This is a genomic window from Gracilibacillus dipsosauri, assembly GCF_003176895.1.
Taxonomy (GTDB): domain Bacteria; phylum Bacillota; class Bacilli; order Bacillales; family Amphibacillaceae; genus Gracilibacillus; species Gracilibacillus dipsosauri.
This window is the reverse complement of the sequence record NZ_QGTD01000019.1, coordinates 44,539-63,718: the sequence shown is the minus strand read 5'-3', so window position 1 is coordinate 63,718 and position 19,180 is coordinate 44,539. Positions and strand designations below refer to the sequence as shown.

Annotated in this window: 21 protein-coding genes; 14 read left to right on the top strand and 7 right to left on the bottom strand. The window is 38.2% G+C overall.

All coding sequences use genetic code 11. The annotated features are described in order from the left end of the window. Positions 1-56: 56 nt before the first annotated feature. The 3 genes from DLJ74_RS17600 to DLJ74_RS17590 all read left to right on the top strand — a co-directional run bounded on the left by DLJ74_RS17600 (position 57) and on the right by DLJ74_RS17590 (position 4,099). Positions 57-1,451: an L-cystine transporter gene (locus DLJ74_RS17600; RefSeq protein WP_109985448.1), complete on the top strand. Its 1,395-nt coding sequence runs from the start codon at positions 57-59 to the stop codon at positions 1,449-1,451. 217 nt (positions 1,452-1,668) lie between these two features. After that, the gene (locus DLJ74_RS17595; RefSeq protein WP_109985447.1) at positions 1,669-2,901 is read left to right on the top strand and encodes an aminopeptidase; all 1,233 of its coding nucleotides are present in this window, start codon (positions 1,669-1,671) and stop codon (positions 2,899-2,901) included. A 145-nt stretch (positions 2,902-3,046) separates the two neighbouring features. Further along, positions 3,047-4,099 carry an acyltransferase family protein gene (locus DLJ74_RS17590; RefSeq protein ID WP_109985446.1) on the top strand — a complete coding sequence of 351 codons (1,053 nt, stop codon included), beginning with the start codon at positions 3,047-3,049 and terminating at the stop codon, positions 4,097-4,099. Positions 4,100-4,110: 11 nt separating this feature from the next. Here the strand turns inward: DLJ74_RS17590 and DLJ74_RS17585 are convergent, their stop codons facing one another. Next, a complete protein-coding gene (locus tag DLJ74_RS17585) occupies positions 4,111-4,968 on the bottom strand; it encodes a fructosamine kinase family protein (protein ID WP_109985445.1) in 858 nt (285 codons plus the stop codon). Positions 4,969-5,057: 89 nt separating this feature from the next. Here DLJ74_RS17585 and DLJ74_RS17580 point away from each other — a divergent pair, with 89 nt between their 5' ends. Continuing rightward, positions 5,058-5,312: a DUF5327 family protein gene (locus DLJ74_RS17580; protein WP_109985444.1), complete on the top strand. Its 255-nt coding sequence runs from the start codon at positions 5,058-5,060 to the stop codon at positions 5,310-5,312. A 20-nt stretch (positions 5,313-5,332) separates the two neighbouring features. Next, positions 5,333-5,701 (top strand): DUF423 domain-containing protein, encoded by a 369-nt coding sequence (locus DLJ74_RS17575; protein WP_054861247.1) that lies wholly within the window; start codon positions 5,333-5,335, stop codon positions 5,699-5,701. 360 nt (positions 5,702-6,061) lie between these two features. Here the strand turns inward: DLJ74_RS17575 and gerQ are convergent, their stop codons facing one another. Then, on the bottom strand, positions 6,062-6,514 hold the full coding sequence (gene gerQ, locus DLJ74_RS17565; RefSeq protein ID WP_109985442.1) for a spore coat protein GerQ: 453 nt from the start codon (positions 6,512-6,514) through the stop codon (positions 6,062-6,064). Between the two features lie 158 nt (positions 6,515-6,672). Between gerQ and DLJ74_RS17560 the strand changes: the two genes are divergently transcribed. Next, positions 6,673-7,224, top strand: coding sequence for a dihydrofolate reductase family protein (locus DLJ74_RS17560; RefSeq protein WP_054788609.1), 552 nt, complete (start codon positions 6,673-6,675; stop codon positions 7,222-7,224). A gap of 139 nt (positions 7,225-7,363) precedes the next feature. Here the strand turns inward: DLJ74_RS17560 and hemQ are convergent, their stop codons facing one another. Next, on the bottom strand, positions 7,364-8,110 hold the full coding sequence (hemQ, locus tag DLJ74_RS17555) for a hydrogen peroxide-dependent heme synthase (RefSeq protein WP_054788610.1): 747 nt from the start codon (positions 8,108-8,110) through the stop codon (positions 7,364-7,366). A 227-nt stretch (positions 8,111-8,337) separates the two neighbouring features. Here hemQ and pta point away from each other — a divergent pair, with 227 nt between their 5' ends. From pta to menC, 4 genes are all read left to right on the top strand, one after another. Then, on the top strand, positions 8,338-9,318 hold the full coding sequence (gene pta / locus DLJ74_RS17550) for a phosphate acetyltransferase (RefSeq protein ID WP_109985441.1): 981 nt from the start codon (positions 8,338-8,340) through the stop codon (positions 9,316-9,318). A 179-nt stretch (positions 9,319-9,497) separates the two neighbouring features. After that, the gene (locus tag DLJ74_RS21050; RefSeq protein ID WP_109985504.1) at positions 9,498-9,800 is read left to right on the top strand and encodes a nuclease-related domain-containing protein; all 303 of its coding nucleotides are present in this window, start codon (positions 9,498-9,500) and stop codon (positions 9,798-9,800) included. Between the two features lie 78 nt (positions 9,801-9,878). Further along, positions 9,879-10,271 carry a hypothetical protein gene (locus tag DLJ74_RS20310; RefSeq protein ID WP_146202446.1) on the top strand — a complete coding sequence of 131 codons (393 nt, stop codon included), beginning with the start codon at positions 9,879-9,881 and terminating at the stop codon, positions 10,269-10,271. Between the two features lie 248 nt (positions 10,272-10,519). Continuing rightward, positions 10,520-11,626, top strand: a complete 1,107-nt coding sequence (menC, locus tag DLJ74_RS17540; protein WP_109985440.1) for an o-succinylbenzoate synthase — start codon at positions 10,520-10,522, stop codon at positions 11,624-11,626. A gap of 24 nt (positions 11,627-11,650) precedes the next feature. Here menC and DLJ74_RS17535 read toward each other — a convergent pair whose 3' ends face one another. Beyond that, on the bottom strand, positions 11,651-12,463 hold the full coding sequence (locus DLJ74_RS17535) for a lipoate--protein ligase family protein (protein ID WP_054861244.1): 813 nt from the start codon (positions 12,461-12,463) through the stop codon (positions 11,651-11,653). Positions 12,464-12,575: 112 nt separating this feature from the next. Between DLJ74_RS17535 and DLJ74_RS17530 the strand changes: the two genes are divergently transcribed. Together DLJ74_RS17530 and DLJ74_RS17525 are read left to right on the top strand one after the other, a co-directional pair. Then, positions 12,576-13,877 carry an HD domain-containing protein gene (locus DLJ74_RS17530; protein WP_109985439.1) on the top strand — a complete coding sequence of 434 codons (1,302 nt, stop codon included), beginning with the start codon at positions 12,576-12,578 and terminating at the stop codon, positions 13,875-13,877. A 20-nt stretch (positions 13,878-13,897) separates the two neighbouring features. Next, the gene (locus tag DLJ74_RS17525) at positions 13,898-14,392 is read left to right on the top strand and encodes a YwgA family protein (protein WP_109985438.1); all 495 of its coding nucleotides are present in this window, start codon (positions 13,898-13,900) and stop codon (positions 14,390-14,392) included. 13 nt (positions 14,393-14,405) lie between these two features. On the opposite strand, the gene DLJ74_RS17520 is transcribed toward DLJ74_RS17525, so the two are convergent. Continuing rightward, positions 14,406-14,612, bottom strand: a complete 207-nt coding sequence (locus DLJ74_RS17520) for a hypothetical protein (RefSeq protein WP_146202445.1) — start codon at positions 14,610-14,612, stop codon at positions 14,406-14,408. Between the two features lie 35 nt (positions 14,613-14,647). After that, on the bottom strand, positions 14,648-14,830 hold the full coding sequence (locus DLJ74_RS17515; protein ID WP_054788613.1) for a 2-hydroxymuconate tautomerase: 183 nt from the start codon (positions 14,828-14,830) through the stop codon (positions 14,648-14,650). Between the two features lie 119 nt (positions 14,831-14,949). Between DLJ74_RS17515 and DLJ74_RS17510 the strand changes: the two genes are divergently transcribed. After that, a complete protein-coding gene (locus DLJ74_RS17510; protein ID WP_109985437.1) occupies positions 14,950-15,474 on the top strand; it encodes a YwhD family protein in 525 nt (174 codons plus the stop codon). Positions 15,475-16,062: 588 nt separating this feature from the next. On the opposite strand, the gene DLJ74_RS17505 is transcribed toward DLJ74_RS17510, so the two are convergent. Further along, positions 16,063-18,180, bottom strand: a complete 2,118-nt coding sequence (locus tag DLJ74_RS17505) for a transglycosylase domain-containing protein (RefSeq protein WP_109985436.1) — start codon at positions 18,178-18,180, stop codon at positions 16,063-16,065. Positions 18,181-18,349: 169 nt separating this feature from the next. Between DLJ74_RS17505 and speE the strand changes: the two genes are divergently transcribed. Beyond that, positions 18,350-19,180, top strand: a complete 831-nt coding sequence (gene speE / locus DLJ74_RS17500; protein WP_054861239.1) for a spermidine synthase — start codon at positions 18,350-18,352, stop codon at positions 19,178-19,180.

The following is a 19,180-nucleotide window of genomic DNA, read 5'->3' as shown; positions in this document are numbered from 1 at the left end:
CAGAGTAATATAATCAAAGTATTTTTATCGGATTTATAATATTAAGGAGGGGTAAAATGGAGACGATTTGGATACTAGTGAATATCGCTATTATGTTTTTATTTATAGGAATTCTTTTCTTTATGCAAAAAAAACATCTATCATTTAGTAAGCGTGTGTTTGCAGGTTTAGGATTAGGTATTTTACTAGGTGCATTATTACAAATTGTATATTCAACAGATTCGAATATAGTGAGTGTAACAACAGATTGGTACAATATATTAGGTAGAGGATATGTAAGATTATTAATGATGATTGTTATTCCATTAATATTAGTTTCAATTATTCAATCCATCATTAATTTAGAAAAATCAAAAGATCTAGGTAAGATGTCAGCATGGATTATTGGTATTCTTGTCACAACGGCTATGATTGCCGCAACTGTTGGTGTAACAAGTGCAACCATTTTTGACTTGAGTGCAGACCAAATTGATATGGGGCAAGCCGAAGAACAGCGAGGTTTAGATTTAGAGGAACGATTAGGATCAATAGAGGGAATGTCTACACCACAGAAAATCCTTGAATTTATTCCATCCAATCCATTTTTGGATATGACTGGTCAACGTGCAACCTCTACGATTGCTGTTGTCATCTTTTCCATTATAGTAGGGATTGCTGTACTCGGGGTTCGTAGAAAACAACCTGAACAAGCTGAAAAATTTGTGGAGATAATCAATGCCCTTTATGCGGTCGTCATGCGAATTGTGAAGATTATCCTACGTTTGACTCCATATGGTATTTTAGGATTAATGGCAAATACAGTAGCACAAACAGATATAGCCGGAATTATTGAATTAGGAAAATTTGTTGCAGCTTCCTATGTGGCGTTAATTAGCATGTTTATTATACATCTCATACTTCTCGCCATTTTTGGATTAAACCCGTTGACTTATACACGCAAGGTATTACCAGTATTAAGCTTTGCCTTTACATCAAGATCAAGTGCTGGTACTATTCCTTTAACGATTCAAGTCCAAAAGGAAAACTTAGGTGTACACAGCGGTATTGCCAATATGTCGGCATCATTCGGTGCGACAATTGGTCAAAATGGATGTGCAGGAATCTATCCAGCAATGTTAGCTGTTATGATTGCTCCAACGCAAGGTATTGATCCATTGTCACCATCCTTCCTCTTGCAGCTTGTTCTAATCATTGGAATTAGTTCCTTTGGTGTTGCTGGAGTCGGTGGTGGAGCAACCTTTGCAGCATTAATTGTGCTATCATCCATGAATTTACCCGTTGCCTTAGCTGGTTTATTAATTACAGTGGAGCCACTTATTGATATGGGTCGAACTGCACTGAATGTTAATGATTCCATTCTATCAGGGACACTTACTTCCCGTATTATGAAAAAATTAAATATTAAAAATTACAATGATAAAGATTCGGTTAATAAAGATATAGCTATCTAAAAAAAAACAAGTGGAGATAACTCTCCACTTGTTTTTTTGTACGTTAGGAAAGGAAGTAAAGCGACGAAGCAGAGATTTTTAAGTCCAAGCTATAAGAAAAGCTAACACATCCGCTAAAAGACGAGCGAATGCGAACTTTCCTAACGTGAATATGCATGATGTTGGCAGAATTGCCTGTTCTTTGCCATAATATAGTTAAATGAAGGAGGAATGATCGATGAAAGAATCTTTGAAAAAATATGCAGAATTAGCATTACAAACCGGAGTCAACCTTCAAAAAGGACAAGGCCTGCTAATCCAAGCACCAATCGAAGCTGTTGAATTCGTGCGGATCGTCGTTAAACAAGCCTATGAAATGGGCGCAAAAAATGTCCATACTGAATGGAGTGATGACCAGCTTACATTACTTAAAATGACACATGCCCCGATGGAAGTTTTAGAAACATTTCCCGAATGGCGCAAAGAAGCAATGATCAGTATGGTGAAGGACGGCTATGCTGTGTTGAACATCTATGGGGAGAATCCCGATTTATTACAAGATATTGATGGTAAACGAATGGCTGCCGTTACTAAAGCTAGATCCAACGCACTGAAGGAATATCGCGAGTATATGATGAATGACAGAGCTCGTTGGTCTATTGTCGGTTACCCAACATTAGAGTGGGCGCAAAAAATTTTCCCAGACGATACAGCAGAAGCAGCAAAGGAAAAGCTTTGGAATGAAATCTTTCGCATTGCTCGAGTGGATAAGAATGATCCAATCAAGGCGTGGGAGCAGCATAATGCAATTCTTAAAAAAGCTCGAGAATATCTAAATGAAAAAAATTATTCAAAGCTACACTTTACGGCAAAAGGAACAGATCTAACCATTGAATTACCAAAAGGCCATATATGGCATGGTGGTGCTGCAACGGCTACTGATAGAGTAGTGTTTAATCCTAATATTCCGACAGAGGAAGTTTTTACAATGCCACATAAATATGGTGTGAACGGAACCGTAACAAGCACAAAACCGCTAAGCTTCCAAGGACAATTGATTGAAGATTTCAGTCTAACATTTAAAGATGGAAAAGTAGTCGATTATCAGTGTGAAAAAGGGAAAGAGGCATTGAAGCATTTATTGGAGGCAGACGATGATGGTGCCTCACGACTGGGAGAAGTGGCATTAGTCCCGCATGAATCACCTGTATCTCAAGCAGGAATTATCTTCTTCAACACATTATTTGATGAAAATGCATCCTGTCATATTGCCCTTGGAAAGGCTTATCCGACCAATATAAAAGGTGGTTCAGAAATGAATGAGCAACAAATGGACCAGCATGGAGTGAACGATAGTATTGTTCATGAAGATTTTATGATTGGATCTGCGGACATGAATATCGATGGGATAACAGAGGATGGAACGGCAGAAGCAATATTCCGCAATGGTACATGGGCGATTAGCTTCTAAATAGCAATATTAAAATTAAATAAAGTTATGTTTCATTCCTTTTACTTAGGATTTACATTATCATAACAATATACTTATTTTCTTTTTAACTTCCTTTTTAGCGGGTAGAATAGAGTAAACTGTTTTATTGAGGGAGAAGAAGAATATGCAACGTGAAGCTTATTTTGATAATGCAAAGCTCCTTTTCATATTTCTTGTCGTGTTTGGACACTTAATCCAACCATTAAAAGAAAACATAGAGTTAGTTAATGTTTTATATCAATGGATTTATATATTCCATATGCCTGTATTTATCCTTATTAGTGGTTTCTTTGCAAAGGGAGCTAGTAACAAAGGTTATTTAATAAAATTATTTAAGCGAATTTTAGTTCCATATTTTATTTTTCAAATTCTGTATACGATCTATTTCTTAGGAATCGGTAAAAACGATTGGGATACAAGTCTTTATGATCCACAGTGGGGATTATGGTTCTTGCTAAGCTTATTTAGCTGGCACCTGTTGTTGATTGTATTCAAAAAAATACCTCCTATGATAGGTATTCCTCTTGCCTTTCTTATTGGAATCATGATTGGGTATTTACCAGTAATAGGGGAAGCATTTAGTTTATCTCGTACGTTTGTTTTCTTTCCGTTTTTCCTTATCGGATATTGGCTAACAAAGGAAAGACTATTTGCTTGGAAAAACCGAAAGAATCAAATAGTATCTGTCGCCATCTTATTCGTTGTCTTTCTAGTAAGCTATTTACAACCTAAGATTCCGACTGGCTGGTTATTTGGTTCCCATTCTTATCTAGATCTTGAACTACCATTTTACGGTGGTGCTGCACGATTTGGACTCTATCTTTTAGCCATTTTCATGGTATTTTCCGTATTATTACTAGTGCCAAAACAACGCTATTCTTTTACTAATCTAGGGCAAAATACGATGTATGTCTATCTATTACATGGCATCATTATTCAATACGGACGTGAAGCTGGTTTACTACAGCTAGATCATAACCTAGATACGATTGGTTTAGCAGTAATAGCTGCAGCGATTGTATGGTTCCTATCATCCAAATCGGTGGCAACCTTTACTCAGCCAATTGTAGAAGGAAAGACCACCCTTTTAGCAAAATGGTTTGAAAATCGAGAAAACAAATGGAAAAAAAGGGAACAGAGAGATGCTTATCCTACTTATAAGGAAAAGTCGTCATAAGCGACTTTTCCTTAAGTATATTGGTTTAAAATCCGATCAACCGCTCCGCCATAGCCTTCACCAAATATATTTAAATGAACTAGTAAATAGAAGAGCTGATAGATCGGTTTTATATCCTCATAATAATCTGGAAGAGGAAAGATAGCCTGATAGCTTTGATAAAAACTTGTAGGAAATCCGCCGAATAATTCGGTAAAAGCTATCTCAAAGGCGTGATCCCCATACAATATGGAGGGATCGATCAGATAAGGAATTCCTCTTGGTCCAGCTAACCAATTTCCACCCCAGAGATCACCATGAAGTAACGAAACCTTTGGCCTTTTAGGAATATAGTTGTCGAGCTTATCAATTAAGGTTTCCAAGCGACTTCTCCTCATTTGTGGCATGCTATCCCTTTGAATTCCAAGCTCTAATTGTGTTTGTAATCGCTGCTTTTGATAATATTCCACCCAGCTATCATACCAGCTATTTTCTTGGACTAGATCACCGACAAAGGTAGGTATGTCCAGTCCATATTGTGGTCCAGCTTCTGCTAGATGCATAGAAGCAAGGTTTTCACCTAGAAGGTTTCCATTAGCCTGTCTTTTATCTCCTGCTATCCATTCCATAATAAGCATAATTTCTTCATTATTTGTAGCGATATCATAATGGTATACCTTTGGTACGTTGATCGTGTTTGTCTGGCGAATTGCCTCTAACCCTTTTGCTTCTAATTGAAAAAAATCACTCGGAACCTTCTCGTTTGTTTTGATGAAATATTTATTTTTCTCTGTTTTAACATAGTAGGCATTATTAATATCCCCACCTGCAACAGAACGAAATTCCTTCACCTCTGATTTATCACCAATTTGCCGTAATTTTTCTTGCATGAAAATACCCCTTTAATATTGGATTACTTTTCTTCTGTTCTACGAAGATTGTATAATAGATAGTAAACGGACGCAAAAGGAGAATAGGTATGGCAATTACTGATCAACAAATCTTGAAAAAAATCATCCTGGAAAGTGAGCAAGCTCTTGAAAATGGTCGAATCAGAGAGCATGCCAAGGCAATTCATGCATTAACAGAATTGCTATTAGAAAAAGAAGCTCCTTCCTTAAGTACTTCTATCGATGAGGTGGAATGGCGTAAGATAGTTGGAGAAACCCCTAAGAAAACAAATGAAAAGGTAGATGTAGCAAAGGAAAATAGTGATTCCTTGCTTGATTTTTAACATAAGAGGAGTGTGTGAGAATGAAAATATTTTTATTACTTGGGATAATAAACGGATTTGTAGCAGTAGCGCTTGGGGCCTTTGGTGCTCATGGATTGGAAGGAAAGCTTTCGGAGAAAATGCTCCAAACCTGGGAAAAGGCAGTACAATATCAGATGTTCCATACAGTTGCTTTATTGGCTACAGGACTGTTAATGCCAAAAATAACTGCAGGTAGTATTGTCTCAGCAGGTTGGTTCTTTTTTGTTGGAATCCTCTTGTTTTCAGGAAGCTTATACATCTATTCAACAACTGCCATCAAAGCTTTTGCAATGATTACACCACTTGGAGGAGTCGCTTTTTTAATTGGATGGGTTTTATTAGGCTACGCAATTGTCAAATTTATATAAAGACTTCCATCAGTAGAGGGGGATTTCCCTTTAGCTGATGGCTAGCTCTGAATAAAAAAACTACCACAGCGGAAGACAGCTGTGATAGGAGAATATTATAGAAATATTACTAATAAAGTAATTAAACCAAGACCACGCAAGAGCTGTTGGGAAAACAACAGCATATTCTTGGATTGGTAAGCTTGTAAGGCCTCACCAAATAATACAATAGCAATACTAACAATGGCTATTGCGAATAACGTGATTGATTGAGTTTTCCATGCAAAGACTGCTATAACAATAGCAAAAAATAATATGGGTATAAGTACGTCGGTAGTAGAATTTATTTTCAATATAATGTGGTCACCTCAGTATCTGTAATTATCTCGGGGAATAGCTAGTATTTCCGATCGGATAATTGTAATTAATTTCTTCATCAAATGTAATGTAATCAAGATAAATCATTAACAATAAATATCTTCTATTGGTTTCAGGATCACTAAGAATAATGTGGTCACGACCAGCTGCCTCAATAATCCCTTTAAAAACCTTTGCATTCCAACGCTCATTATTTTCAAAAGTCATATATACAGTAGCGCGCTTTCCTTTATTCAATCGGAGAATATTTTCAATATAAGATTCCTGTAATGGTAGCATTCCTGGTACGTCGGATATAGATGGCTGTTGTGGAGACTGTTGCTGTGGCTGCTGCGGCATTTGCATTGATTGCTGACCATAGCTATATGGCTGATAGCCCATTCCATAATTCATTGACGGATTATATGGCATCCCCGCTCCTTGTTGCTGTCTGACTTGATTTTGCTCTTGATTCATTATGCAAAACTCCTCTCTAGTTCTACTAGTTGATATGTATGCGGGATATGCTATGAACATGCATAAAGAAGATAGAATTTTTGTTTGGAGGATAGCAATAGAAAAGAAATTCCCAGTGTCTAAATGTAGTAAAGTGAGTTAAATGGAGGGGGAAGCGGATGAGAAAAGTAATCTTATCAATGGTTATGTCATTAGATGGATATGTGGCTGGTGAGAATGGTGATAGCTCATGGCATGTTATGGATCAGGAGATGGACGAGTACATGGAAAATCTTTTGGATAGTGCCGATACATTGCTTTATGGTCGCCGAGCGTACGAAATGATGATTCAGTATTGGCCATCAGCTGAATTTGACCCGAATAACTCGGAAGAAAGTCGCGCTTTTGCTAGAAAAATAAATCAAAAGAAGAAGGCAGTATTTACCCGAACACTTAATAAAGTGGAATGGAATGCCATAGCTGTGAAAGGAAATATAGCTTTCGAAGTAAGGAAGTGGAAGCAGCAACCTGGTCAAGACCTTGTACTGTTAGCAGGTGCAGATATTGCCCAAACATTTATCCAAGAAGATTTAATTGATGAATTTCGACTTATCCTCAATCCTGTTGTAATTGGTAACGGCGTCAGGTTATTTCATAACAGGATGCGAAAGCTAGAATTGATCGAAACTCATACATTTCAGTGTGGAAACGTGTTATTGGTGTACAAATAACCGAATAAGCGGCTGGGGCATAACAAGGAAGAAGGAGAATCCGAACCATCTTCTGAGGGAGCGGTTTCGGTGCACAAATATTAATGTTCGGATTTTCCTTCTTTACTACTCTTTTATTCCAGCCACCTGCATTTTAGTTTTAAACATGCAAATATGCTGGAATTTCTTCTGTACGTAAAATGTTGCCAACATAGAATGGGCCGAATTCACCATAGCGAGCACTGACAACATCAAAACGCATTTCATAAACAATCTTCTTAAGCTGGAGAACATCCTTAGCAAATAAAGTGACGCTCCATTCCCAATCATCAAAGCCCATAGAGCCTGTAATGATTTGCTTTACCTCACCAGCATATTTACGACCAGTAAAGCTATGCTCATACATAAGCTGACGGCGCTCATCGAACGGGAGCATATACCAATTATCATTTCCTTCACGACGCTTGTCCATTGGGTAAAAGCAAATATGTTCCCAGTTTGGTAGTTTCGGCTTTAATCGAGCACGAACACCAGGGTTGTCTTCGGGATTGTCATTCTCCTTGGACATATACTTAGATAATTCCACAACAGATACATAAGAATAGCTAGGCTTTGTAAATTCCGCAAATTTAGATTTATTAAAACGAAGCTCAATATCCCCAAGCTCCTGCATGGTTGGTCTTAAAATCATAAGAAGAATATCAGCTTTTTGACCCATAATGGAATAAAAGGCATGGCTCCCCTCTCGAGCTTCAGCTACTTGCTCCCAGCCAGTTAACATGTCCTGGAGCTCATGAACAGCCTGCTCTCTTTCTTGCTCGGTAGCGTTTTTCCATTTAGTCCAATCTATTGTACGAAGATCATGTAAACAATACCAGCCATCCATTGTTTCAACTGCTTCTGGCATAATTATCTCTCCTTTTTAACCATCTCTAGTTTTAATATAACACATTTGGGTAAATATAAGCATGGATAGGGAATTGCCTGATCTCTCCTTTTGACTCATTTTTGACAAAAATTTGAACAAGGAAAAAGAATTTCTAGATTAAAACGCCTTCATAATGGCAAATGCTTTAATTATTACACAAAAAGGCTTATGATATAATACAGATAATATTTTGGAGGGTTTATTTTATGAGCGATTTATTTGCTGAAATGAAAAGTAGATTGGACGGGAATCCTAGAAAAATCGTATTTCCTGAAGGATTGGATGAAAGAATTTTATCAGCAGTTGCGAAGCTAAACAAAGATGGATTTGTACAACCTGTATTAGTCGGAATAAAAGAAAAAATAGAACAGAGAGCAAAGGAATTACAGCTTGATATTACCGAAGCGACAATTTTGGATCCAAGCGAATACTCAGATTTTGACCAAATGGTAGCATCCTTTGTAGAAAGAAGAAAAGGGAAGGCAACGGAAGAAGATGCCCGCAAAATTCTTCTCGATGAGAATTACTTCGGAACAATGCTTGTCCATATGGGAAAAGCAGATGGCCTAGTTAGTGGTGCAGCACATTCGACAGCAGATACCGTAAGACCAGCACTACAAATTATTAAAACAAAAGAAGGGATTAAGAAGACATCTGGAGTTTTCATTATGGTTCGTGATGATGAAAAATATGTTTTTGCAGATTGTGCGATTAATATTGCACCAGATAGCCAGGATTTAGCAGAAATTGCTGTAAACAGTGCAGAAACTGCAAAATTATTTAATATCGATCCTCGTGTTGCTCTACTTAGCTTCTCAACCAAAGGTTCAGCGAAATCACCTGAAACAGAAAAAGTAGCAGAAGCAGCTGAAATTGCAAAAAATATTGCACCAGAGCTAGTATTAGATGGAGAGTTTCAATTTGATGCTGCCTTTGTTCCATCTGTTGCGGAAAAAAAAGCACCAGGATCTGTTCTTGCAGGAAAGGCAAATGTTTTTGTTTTCCCAGGCTTAGAAGCAGGGAATATTGGCTATAAAATAGCCCAAAGACTTGGTGGATTTGATGCAGTAGGACCTGTCCTACAAGGGTTGAATAAACCAGTAAATGATTTATCAAGAGGGTGTAGTGCAGAGGATGCTTATAAATTAGCTATCATCACAGCGGCCCAATCATTAGACGCACAGTGAGTTTAGGCTCATTGTGCTTTTTTACACGTTGGAAAAGTATAAAATTTCACAGCAGAAGTTTCGACGTAGCTGAAATTTTAAGGTACCAAGTATAAGAAAAACTAGGCATTCGCCAAAAGAAGAGCGATGCCTAGTTTTTCTAATGTTATACTACTTTCAAAGAAAGGAGTTGAAATTTTATAAAACGTGAACAGTATCAAGCATTATCATTTTGCCTTCCTGCTACACACCCCAAATTCTCCTCAATCCATGAACAATATCGAATCCTCGACGCTGGCCGATATGGAGAGAATTCCCTCGATTATTATTTCGATCTATGCTCTATAGAAGGCAAAAAAGTTATCAAAGACTTACGTATAGTTGGGAAAACAGCTTTTCAAATCGACCGATTACTACTCACGCCAAGCTTTCTATGTTTACTAGAAGTAAAAAACATAACTGGAACGATTTATTTTGATCAAGATGCCCATCAGCTATATTGAGAAACGGAGGATAAAAACGATATTTTTCCGGATCCTTTACTCCAAGTTGATTTACAAAAAGCGCAATTAAGTAGGTTTTTGTTAGAGTATTCCATCGATATCCCACCGATTTTTACTGCAAGTGTCTTCGTTCATCCAAATGCCGGCTTACTTTTACAGGATTATTCTGAGAGATCGAGAATTCTCACTGGAATCGCATTACCATCCTATCTCGAGAAACTAGCAAAAAAATATCCTCCAGTAATAACCAGTCATCAGGTGGAACTTCTATCAGGATTTTTAGAATCCCATCACCAGTCAGCGGTAATCAACATACTAGAAAAATATGAGGTTCTATGGGAAGATTTAATCAAAGGTGTTCGTTGTCCCTCGTGCAATCAATACGCAATGAAGCGTAATCGAATGCGTTGGGAATGCCCGCATGTGGAACACGTAGTCAAAAAGCACATCTACGCGCATTATATGAACTAGCACTTTAATGGATAATAGAATTACTAATCGAATGGCAAGAGAATTCCTTTCTTTAGATTCCACGAATGCGATGCAAAAGATCTTTGCAAGGGCAGGTATTTATAAATCAGGTATTTCCAAAAATGCAAGTTATTCAATTGATTTAATAAAGTGGCGGGATTAGCGCTCTAAGTGGCGGGAAAATCACCCATAATGGCGGGGTTAAACAAAAAAGTGGCGAAATGAAAAGTCCAAGGAGGTGCTCGCCCATGATCCAAATCGAGAAAATCATCCTACATCGAATCAACATGCCTCTTCGTACACCATTTAAGAACAGTAGAAAGATAGTAAAAGAAAAAGATATCTTTGTAATCGAGCTAGTTGATCAGGACGGCTTGAGAGGCTTTGGTGAATCTGTTGCATTTCATACACCCTGGTATACAGAAGAAACGACCAATACAGTCTATACCATTATCAAGGAGGACCTGGCACCAATTGCAAAGTTGCAGCCATTCGATCATCCGAATACTTTTATACAAAAATGTGAGGGCGTGCGTCGCAATCATATGGCGAAGGCTGCAATCGAAGGAGCAATCTGGGATTTGTATGCTAAACGAGAGCATGTACCGCTTTATCGAGCAATAGGTGGGAGGACCGCACAAGTATCTGTAGGAGCGGCGATTGGGATAAAGAGGGATTTTCCAATCCTAAAGCAATCGATACAGACTGTACTCGATCAAGGCTATCAACGAATTAAGTTGAAAATAAATCGAGAAAATGATCTTACTCTATTGGAAAAGGTACGCAATAGCTTCCCTGATATTAAGCTGATGGTAGATGCTAATTCCGCTTACACACTTCAGGACATAGAGCATTTAAAAAGCTTTGATCAATTTGATCTTATGATGATAGAACAGCCTCTAGCACAGGATGATTTTGTTGATCATGCTAAGCTTCAGGAAAAAATCCAAACACCTATATGCCTTGACGAAAGCATTCATACCTTATCAGATGCTAAGACAGCGATCGAGCTAAATAGCTGTAAGATCATCAGTATAAAGCTTGGCAGAGTCGGAGGCTTCACGAATGCAATCACCATTCATGATCTATGTGTAGCTCATCACATCCCGGTTTGGTGTGGTGGCATGCTTGAAGCTGGTGTTGGTAGAGCACAAAGTCTTGCCCTTGCAACACTACCAGGCTTCACCCTACCAGCAGATCCAGGTGCATCCAATCGTTATTGGCATCAAGATATCATCACTCCAGAAGTGGAGATTGAAAATGGTCAAATTACTTTGCTGGACAAGCCTGGTATCGGTTATGAAATTGATCATGAAGCATTAGCGAAATTCCGAATAGAAAAAATTGTTCTATAGCTCCAAAGAAAAAGCACTCGATCATCATCCGAGTGCTTTCTCATTACGCTCTATCATTTGCTTCATTCTTTTCTCAAAAACCACGAGTTCATCACCATATAAATCCTGTTCATAATAACTCCCTAAAAGCTTTAAAACTCTTTTCTTCGCATCTTCGACTGTCAGCACTTCTCCAAGCAATTCTGATAGGGAACGCATCGTATCTGGAACTACATCAGGATATGGAAATCGCTCATCTTTGACTGCTTGCCCGTGTGTATAAAATTTACGCACCAATTCAGCACGAGATCTGCCACTACCTTCTACACACAAATATATTTGAACGGCAATGCCATTTTTGACACGCCTCTGGGATATACCTGCAAATTTTTTTCCGCCAATACTTAAATCATAATCTCCCGGACAGTAAGAGCCCGTAATCTCATATGCTTCAATTTTATCTGTTAAATCGCCGTACATTTCCTGAACAAATGTAGTCATTAGCTCATAACCAGAATGTATGCCAAGCTCACGGGAGTCAGGCAGAACAAACGACCAATTTAATACACCACTATCTAATACAACTGCAAGGCCGCCAGAGTTGCGGACAACCACATCAAACCCTTCTTGTTGTAAAAAAGTTACTGCCTCCGCAATATTCGGAAGGCGACAATCCAGAATGCCGAGTACAACCGTATTATCATGCACCCAGAATCGACACGCCACCTCATCCTGCTGTCGGCCGATACTTTGACATAACGCATCATCCACCGCAAAGGATGCCATCGCTGTGCCCAAACTTGTGGGATTACTATGATCTATGAAGCGAATTTTTTTATCATCGAAAAACTTTAACATTACTAATCCTCATCTCTCCAATTGCTCTCTAAATAATGCTCTTCCTTAACTGTTTTCGTCCACTTAAATTTATATTATACTAGTAGTAAGAAAAAAGAGGAAGGTATATGCCATGGCTTATAAAGACGAACAGTTGCATGAAGAGAAAGTATTCAAGGATCCTGTCCACCGTTATGTGCATGTACGGGATCGGGTAATTTGGGATTTGATCGGGACAAGAGAATTCCAGAGATTAAGAAGAATCAAACAGCTAGGGACATCCTTTTTAACCTTTCATGGAGCGGAGCATAGTAGATTAAATCATTCTTTAGGAGTGTACGAGATTGTAAGAAGAATCTTAGTTAATTTTGCGGACAGGCCTAATTGGAATCATGAAGAAAGGCTCCTATGCTTATGTGCTGCACTGCTTCATGATCTTGGGCATGGACCCTTTTCCCATTCTTTTGAGAAGGTGTTTAAGCTCGATCATGAGGAATTTACAAAGGCGATTATTTTAGGTGATACGGAGGTAAACAAAGTACTGAAAAAGGTTAGTAAAGACTTTCCACAGAAAGTAGCGGATGTCATTAACAAAACCTATGAGGACAAGCTTGTTGTTAGCCTAATATCAAGTCAAATAGATGCAGACAGAATGGATTACCTTCAGCGTGATGCTTATTTTACTGGTGTAAGCTATGGCCATTTTGACATGGAACGAATACTTAGGGTGATGCGTCCATATGAGGATCAGGTTGTCGTAAAAGAGTCAGGTATGCATGCGGTGGAAGATTACATTATGAGTCGTTACCAAATGTATTGGCAGGTTTATTTTCATCCAGTTACAAGAAGTGCTGAGGTTATTTTAACAAAAATTTTACATCGTGCGAAGGCGTTGTATGAAGAGGGGTATTCCTTTCAAATGGAGCCTACTCATTTCATTTCTCTTTTTGAAGAAAAGGTTTCTTTAAAGGACTATATTCAATTAGATGAAGCAGTCGTGTTGTATTATTTCCAAATGTGGGCAGATGAGAAGGATCCAATTTTAAAGGACTTGGCCTATCGCTTTGTCAATCGAAGGCTGTTTAAGTATGTGGAATTTAATCCGAATCTACAGATGAAGGAATGGATGGAATTGCATCAATTGTTTATCGATATTGGGTTAGATCCGGATTATTATTTAGTTGTTGATTCCTCCTCTGATTTACCATACGACTTTTATCGTCCTGGTGAAGAGGAAGAACGACTTCCCATCCATTTATTCATGCCAAATAAGGAATTACGTGAATTATCCAGGCAATCGGAAATTGTAGAGGCGATTTCAGGTAAGAAAAGAACGGACCATAAGCTGTACTATCCTCGGGACGTGATTTTACAGCTCCCAGACGATAGCCAAGAGAAAAAGAGAATACTTGCATTACTACATCATTCGGAATAATAGAAATAGGGGTGTTATCATTGTTAGATAATCATGCAAAACTCGTAAAGGTGATTGCATCATCTGCAGGGATCGTTGGTAGAAAAAAGCTACAAAAAATTATTTATATCATGAAAAAGCTAGGGTATCCTTTTGAAGAAAAGTACACTTTTCATTTTTATGGCCCATATTCGGAGGAATTGTCGTTAAGGATGGAGGAATTGACTAACTTAGGCTTTGTCTCAGAAGTAAAAGAGTCGAAAAGCAATTATTACCAATATCGTTATCAGGTAACGGAGGAGGGGGAGAATTTTTTGGAGCATTCTCCTGTAGATTTGTCAAACCTCGAGGCCATTGTCAATGATATGAATGAAAAAAGCTCTCGTTTTTTGGAGCTTGTCGCCACCATGCTTTATTTTGATGATTTAGATAAAGCGGATACGGAGAGAAAAGTACAAGAAGTGAAGAAAAAATCCAATTATACAAAGGAAGATATGAAGGAAGCATGGGAATTTATCGAAAAGATCAAGCATTAGCAAAAGCTGACCGCTACGGATTATTGTAGCGGTCTTTTTCCTTCAGTAAGGTATCTAATTTTTCTTCGATGCGATCTAATTGCTTATTAGACAATTTTTGTCTGAATATTTTGGATATCATAAAAGCAATCAATAGCAAAACTAAAACAAAGGTAATTATTAAGTAGACCATGGTTCCATGAGAACCGCCAATAAAAGTAAATAAAGAGAATGGCATCAATCCATCACATCCTTTTAACTAGTGTGATCAAAGCTTCAATCCACTAATCGTTTTCCACCAACTCCATAATTCCGTTTGTCAATATCCTCGACAAATACAACAACTTTTTCTCGATTGGCACCTGTTGTTTCTACAACGGCATCAGTTACTTTTTCAATTAAGGCTTTTCTTTGCTCATCTGTTCTACCTTCTAGCATTTGTATCGTTACGTATGGCATATGTCATCACTCCTTGATCAAGATATAAACATACTTATTATTGTAGCGTAAATGTGAAATCAGCGAAACAAAATGCTACAATAACAGTAAATGGATTTAGGCTAGGAGGTTTACGATAGATGAGTGATCAAAAAAATTCTAATAATAAGAAGAAATCTAATCAATTCACTATCATGAAGGATGATTCTACAGACGGTCATGGTGGGTATGGAGTTGGTTCGATAAGCTTAGAAAATATTTCTCCTGTCATCATCGATCCAAATGAAGACAGAGCATTTGTGGATATGGGGGCAATGCACGCAAGAAGTGAGGTAGAAAGAAGGGTAAAATTTATCCCTAATAAAGAGGAAGTTCCAAATGGGAAATTATATTGGATCGTATGGGTCACGGTTGAAAGAGGAGAAGAAGGACCGTATTATCATGGGGTAGCAGGTAGTGAAATTCGTGTCGATCGATCGATAAAGCGCGCCTATAAGTCTATGCCAGAACATGTTAATCATATGGATAAATCAATGAAGGGTCATTATATTGTGGAACATATGGATGAAAAATCCCTCAAGCTCTTGGCTGATTTTTTACGTGATTATAAGCCAGAAATGTGGGAACGATCTCCAGAAGAATTAAAACAGGTTTTACCAAAATAATGAACACTTTGTGAACAATTTCTGAACTTTCTATATTATACTTGTCCAAAGCAAGCGTTATTGATTAAAATAATACACACATGGTAACTCTTCGTTACTAGGACTGGAAAAGGGCCGGGCATTCGCCTGGCCTTTTTTCATGACTGAATAAATAAGCATCCACTTCTACTTGGACGCTCTTAACTAAAAGATCCCGATCACTGAAGAATCCCATCCCAGCAAAATGGAGTTATATCCTTTATAAAGTGCATTTCAAACGAGGAATCCAGCGAAATGGGGTTTATAAGCTTTATAAAGCGCAATTTAAACGGAGTATCCCAGCGAAATGGGGTTTATAAGCTTTATAAAGCGCAATTTAAACGGAGTATCCCAGCGAAATGGAGTTTATAAGCTTTATAAAGCGCAATTTAAACGGAGTATCCCAGCGAAATGGGGTTTATAAGCTTTATAAAGCGCATTTCAAACGAAGAAATTCAGCGAAATGAAGTTTATCCGCTCTATAAAACACACTTCTTGCCAGAAATGCCTCTCAAATGGAGTTAATAAGCTATTTCTAATGCAAGCCTCGACGCCAAACGGTCTCCGTCACTATTCTGTTACAGTCGAATTATCGCCAAACCAGAGCCAATCCCACCAATCCTCTAAAAATGGATCGTCCTCGGTGATTTCCTTTAGTTCCTCTGAATTTTCTTCATTGATTTCTTCCAAATGGGAAGTACAGTATTGAGATGGTTGGGTTCCTTTGATAAAAGGCATCGTATATGCTTCTCCACACTCATCTGTTGCTAGTAAACCAGTATTAAGGTCGATCGGGACTTCGATAATGTTCTCAGGTGGCTTGCTTTCTGTTACTGGGATGCTTTCATGAGCCTTCTCCATAAAGTTAGCCCAAATTTCTTTGGAGAAATGTTCCTCGGAAACTTTTTCAATCGAGCGATTATCGTCATAGCCAATCCAGACACCAGCTACTAATTCTGGGCTAAAGCCGACCATCCAGCTATCTGATTCCGTTGTTCCCGATTTACCAGCATAATCGTGTGTTAGTTGGTCTGCTATTGAGGCACCTGTTACACTCATATAGCCATTGAGCTCCTGGTCAAACATTCCCTTCATCATATCGGTCAAAATATAAGTAAGAGCAGGCTTCAGCAGTTGATTTGTCTCTTTTTTCGAGAAAAACGGAAAACCTCCAGCTTCTTCCTTGGGCTCTTCGTACTGATAAATTACATTTCCTTGTGAATCTGTTACTTTTTCGATCACATGAGAATTCACTTTTTTACCACCATTTGCAATAATACTATAGCCTGTTACCATTTCCTTTACACTGACAACCTCTGTACCAAGAGCAAGCGAAGCAACAGGTTCAAGTGGACTTTCGATGGCGAACTTTTCCTTTGCAATCCGCGCGAATCGTTCAGGTGTCACATACAGATTTGTCTTAACCGCAAAAATATTATCAGATAAGGCAACTGCCTGCGCCATCGTAATCGGAGCATTTGCATAATAGTTATTAAAATTGCTTGGCTGATAGCTTTGACCATTTTCTAGAGCAAAGGTTGTCGGCTTACTCATCATCGTCGTCGCAGCTGTCATGCCATTTTCCAAAGCGGCATAATAGAGAAATGGTTTAAAAGAGGAGCCTGGCATACGTTTTGCCTGAACTGCCCGATTAAAGGAGGATGCTTCATAATTTTGACCCCCTACAAGTGCAGTTATCCCACCAGTATCAGGGTCCATTGCGACAGCACCTACTTGGATTTCTCCATTGTTGAGAACAGACTCACTGGCTGTTTGCAAAGCTAGCTGCTGGTCTGTCTCCAATGTTGTATAAACCTTATAGCCACCAGAACGAATCTCTTCCATATTTAAATCGAGCAATGATTTCAGTTCCTCGACCACAATATCCTGAAAATAAGGAGCAATACTGTTTTTTACAATCATACGGTCATCGGAAAAATTTAATTTTTCGTTTATTGCCGCATCATATGTTGCTTGGTCGATCACATCATTCTCCAGTAAATTTTCTAAAATAAAGGCTTGTCTTTGTTTGGCATTTTCTAAATCATGAAAGGGAGAATAGATGGACGGCCCCTTAGGTATACCTGCAAGCAAAGTAGCTTCTGCCCAGCTTAAATCCTTTGCTGACTTGTTAAAATAATATTTACTAGCAGCCTCAATCCCATAGGCGCCATGTCCATAATAAATCGTATTTAAATAACCTTCTAAAAGCTCATCTTTATCATAGTACATTTCTAACCTAATAGTGTAAAAAGCTTCATATAGCTTACGTTTCCAGGTTTTTTCATGTGATAGGAAGAGATTTCGAGCATATTGCTGGGTGATCGTACTTGCCCCTTCTTTTAACGACATTGTCTGGATATCCTTAACAATAGCTCCCGCAAGTCTCTTAAAGTCAAAGCCAAGATGATCATAAAAATGCTGATCCTCTGTCCAAACAATGGCTTTTTCTAACTTGTCATCAATTTCGTCCAAGTCCACCCAATACCTCTTTTCAGATCCGTATTCCTCCCCGATTACTTCTTGATCTGAGCTATAATAGATGGTGTTTTCCGCACGTTCAAGTGAAGGAGGACCTAGTATAAAGCTTGCCCCGATTAAGAAAACAAAGGAAGAAGCCCCAACTAAAAACATAAAGAAGCCCCATTTTAGCCATCTTTTTTTCCTTCTTCTTCTCCTTCTGCGCATAGGTGTCCCCTCCTTCAATAAGCTTATATTTGGTATTATGGGAAATTTCTAAAAATAATAAACATAAAGAGACAAGAAAAACTTGATTTTTTAGAAAAAATCTCTAAAATAGTATTGTTTAATCTAACTAATAGATGGTTGTTTGAATATAGATAGGAGAAGATGATGAATGGGATTATGGTTTACGGAAAAACAAACAGAAAACTTTGGAATCACTGCGAAGGTTAATCGAACACATCATACTGAGCAAACCGATTTCCAGAAGTTAGATATGGTTGAAACGGCGGAATGGGGGAATATGCTCCTTTTAGATGATATGGTCATGACTACCGAAAAGGATGAATTTGTATACCATGAGATGGTCGCACATGTCCCTCTATTTACCCACCCTAATCCTAAAAAGGTATTGGTAGTTGGAGGAGGAGATGGTGGAGTGATCCGCGAGATTCTCAAACATCCGTCCGTGGAAAAAGCCGTATTGGTTGATATTGATGGGAAAGTAATGGAATATTCAAAGAAATATTTACCGACTATTGCTGGAAAGTTATCTGATCCTCGAGTGGAGGTGCGTGTAGCAGATGGTTTTGTTCATATTGCCGAAAGCAAAAAAGCGTATGACGTTATTATGGTGGATTCAACAGAACCAGTTGGCCCTGCTGTTAATCTTTTTACAAAAGGCTTTTATGCTGGAATTGCTAATGCATTAAAAGATGACGGACTCTTTGTTGCACAAACAGATAATCCTTGGTTCAAATCTGATTTAATTCGCCAGGTATTTCAGGATGTAGCGGAGATATTCCCTGTAACTAGACTATATACTGCCAATATTCCGACATATCCTAGTGGTCTATGGACCTTTACATTAGGAAGCAAAATCCATGATCCCTTAAAGGTTAAGGAAGAACGCTTCTTTGACATAGAGACGAAATATTACACAAAGGACCTTCACTTTGCAAGCTTTGTCCTACCGAAATTTGTAAAAGATTTAACAGATAAATAG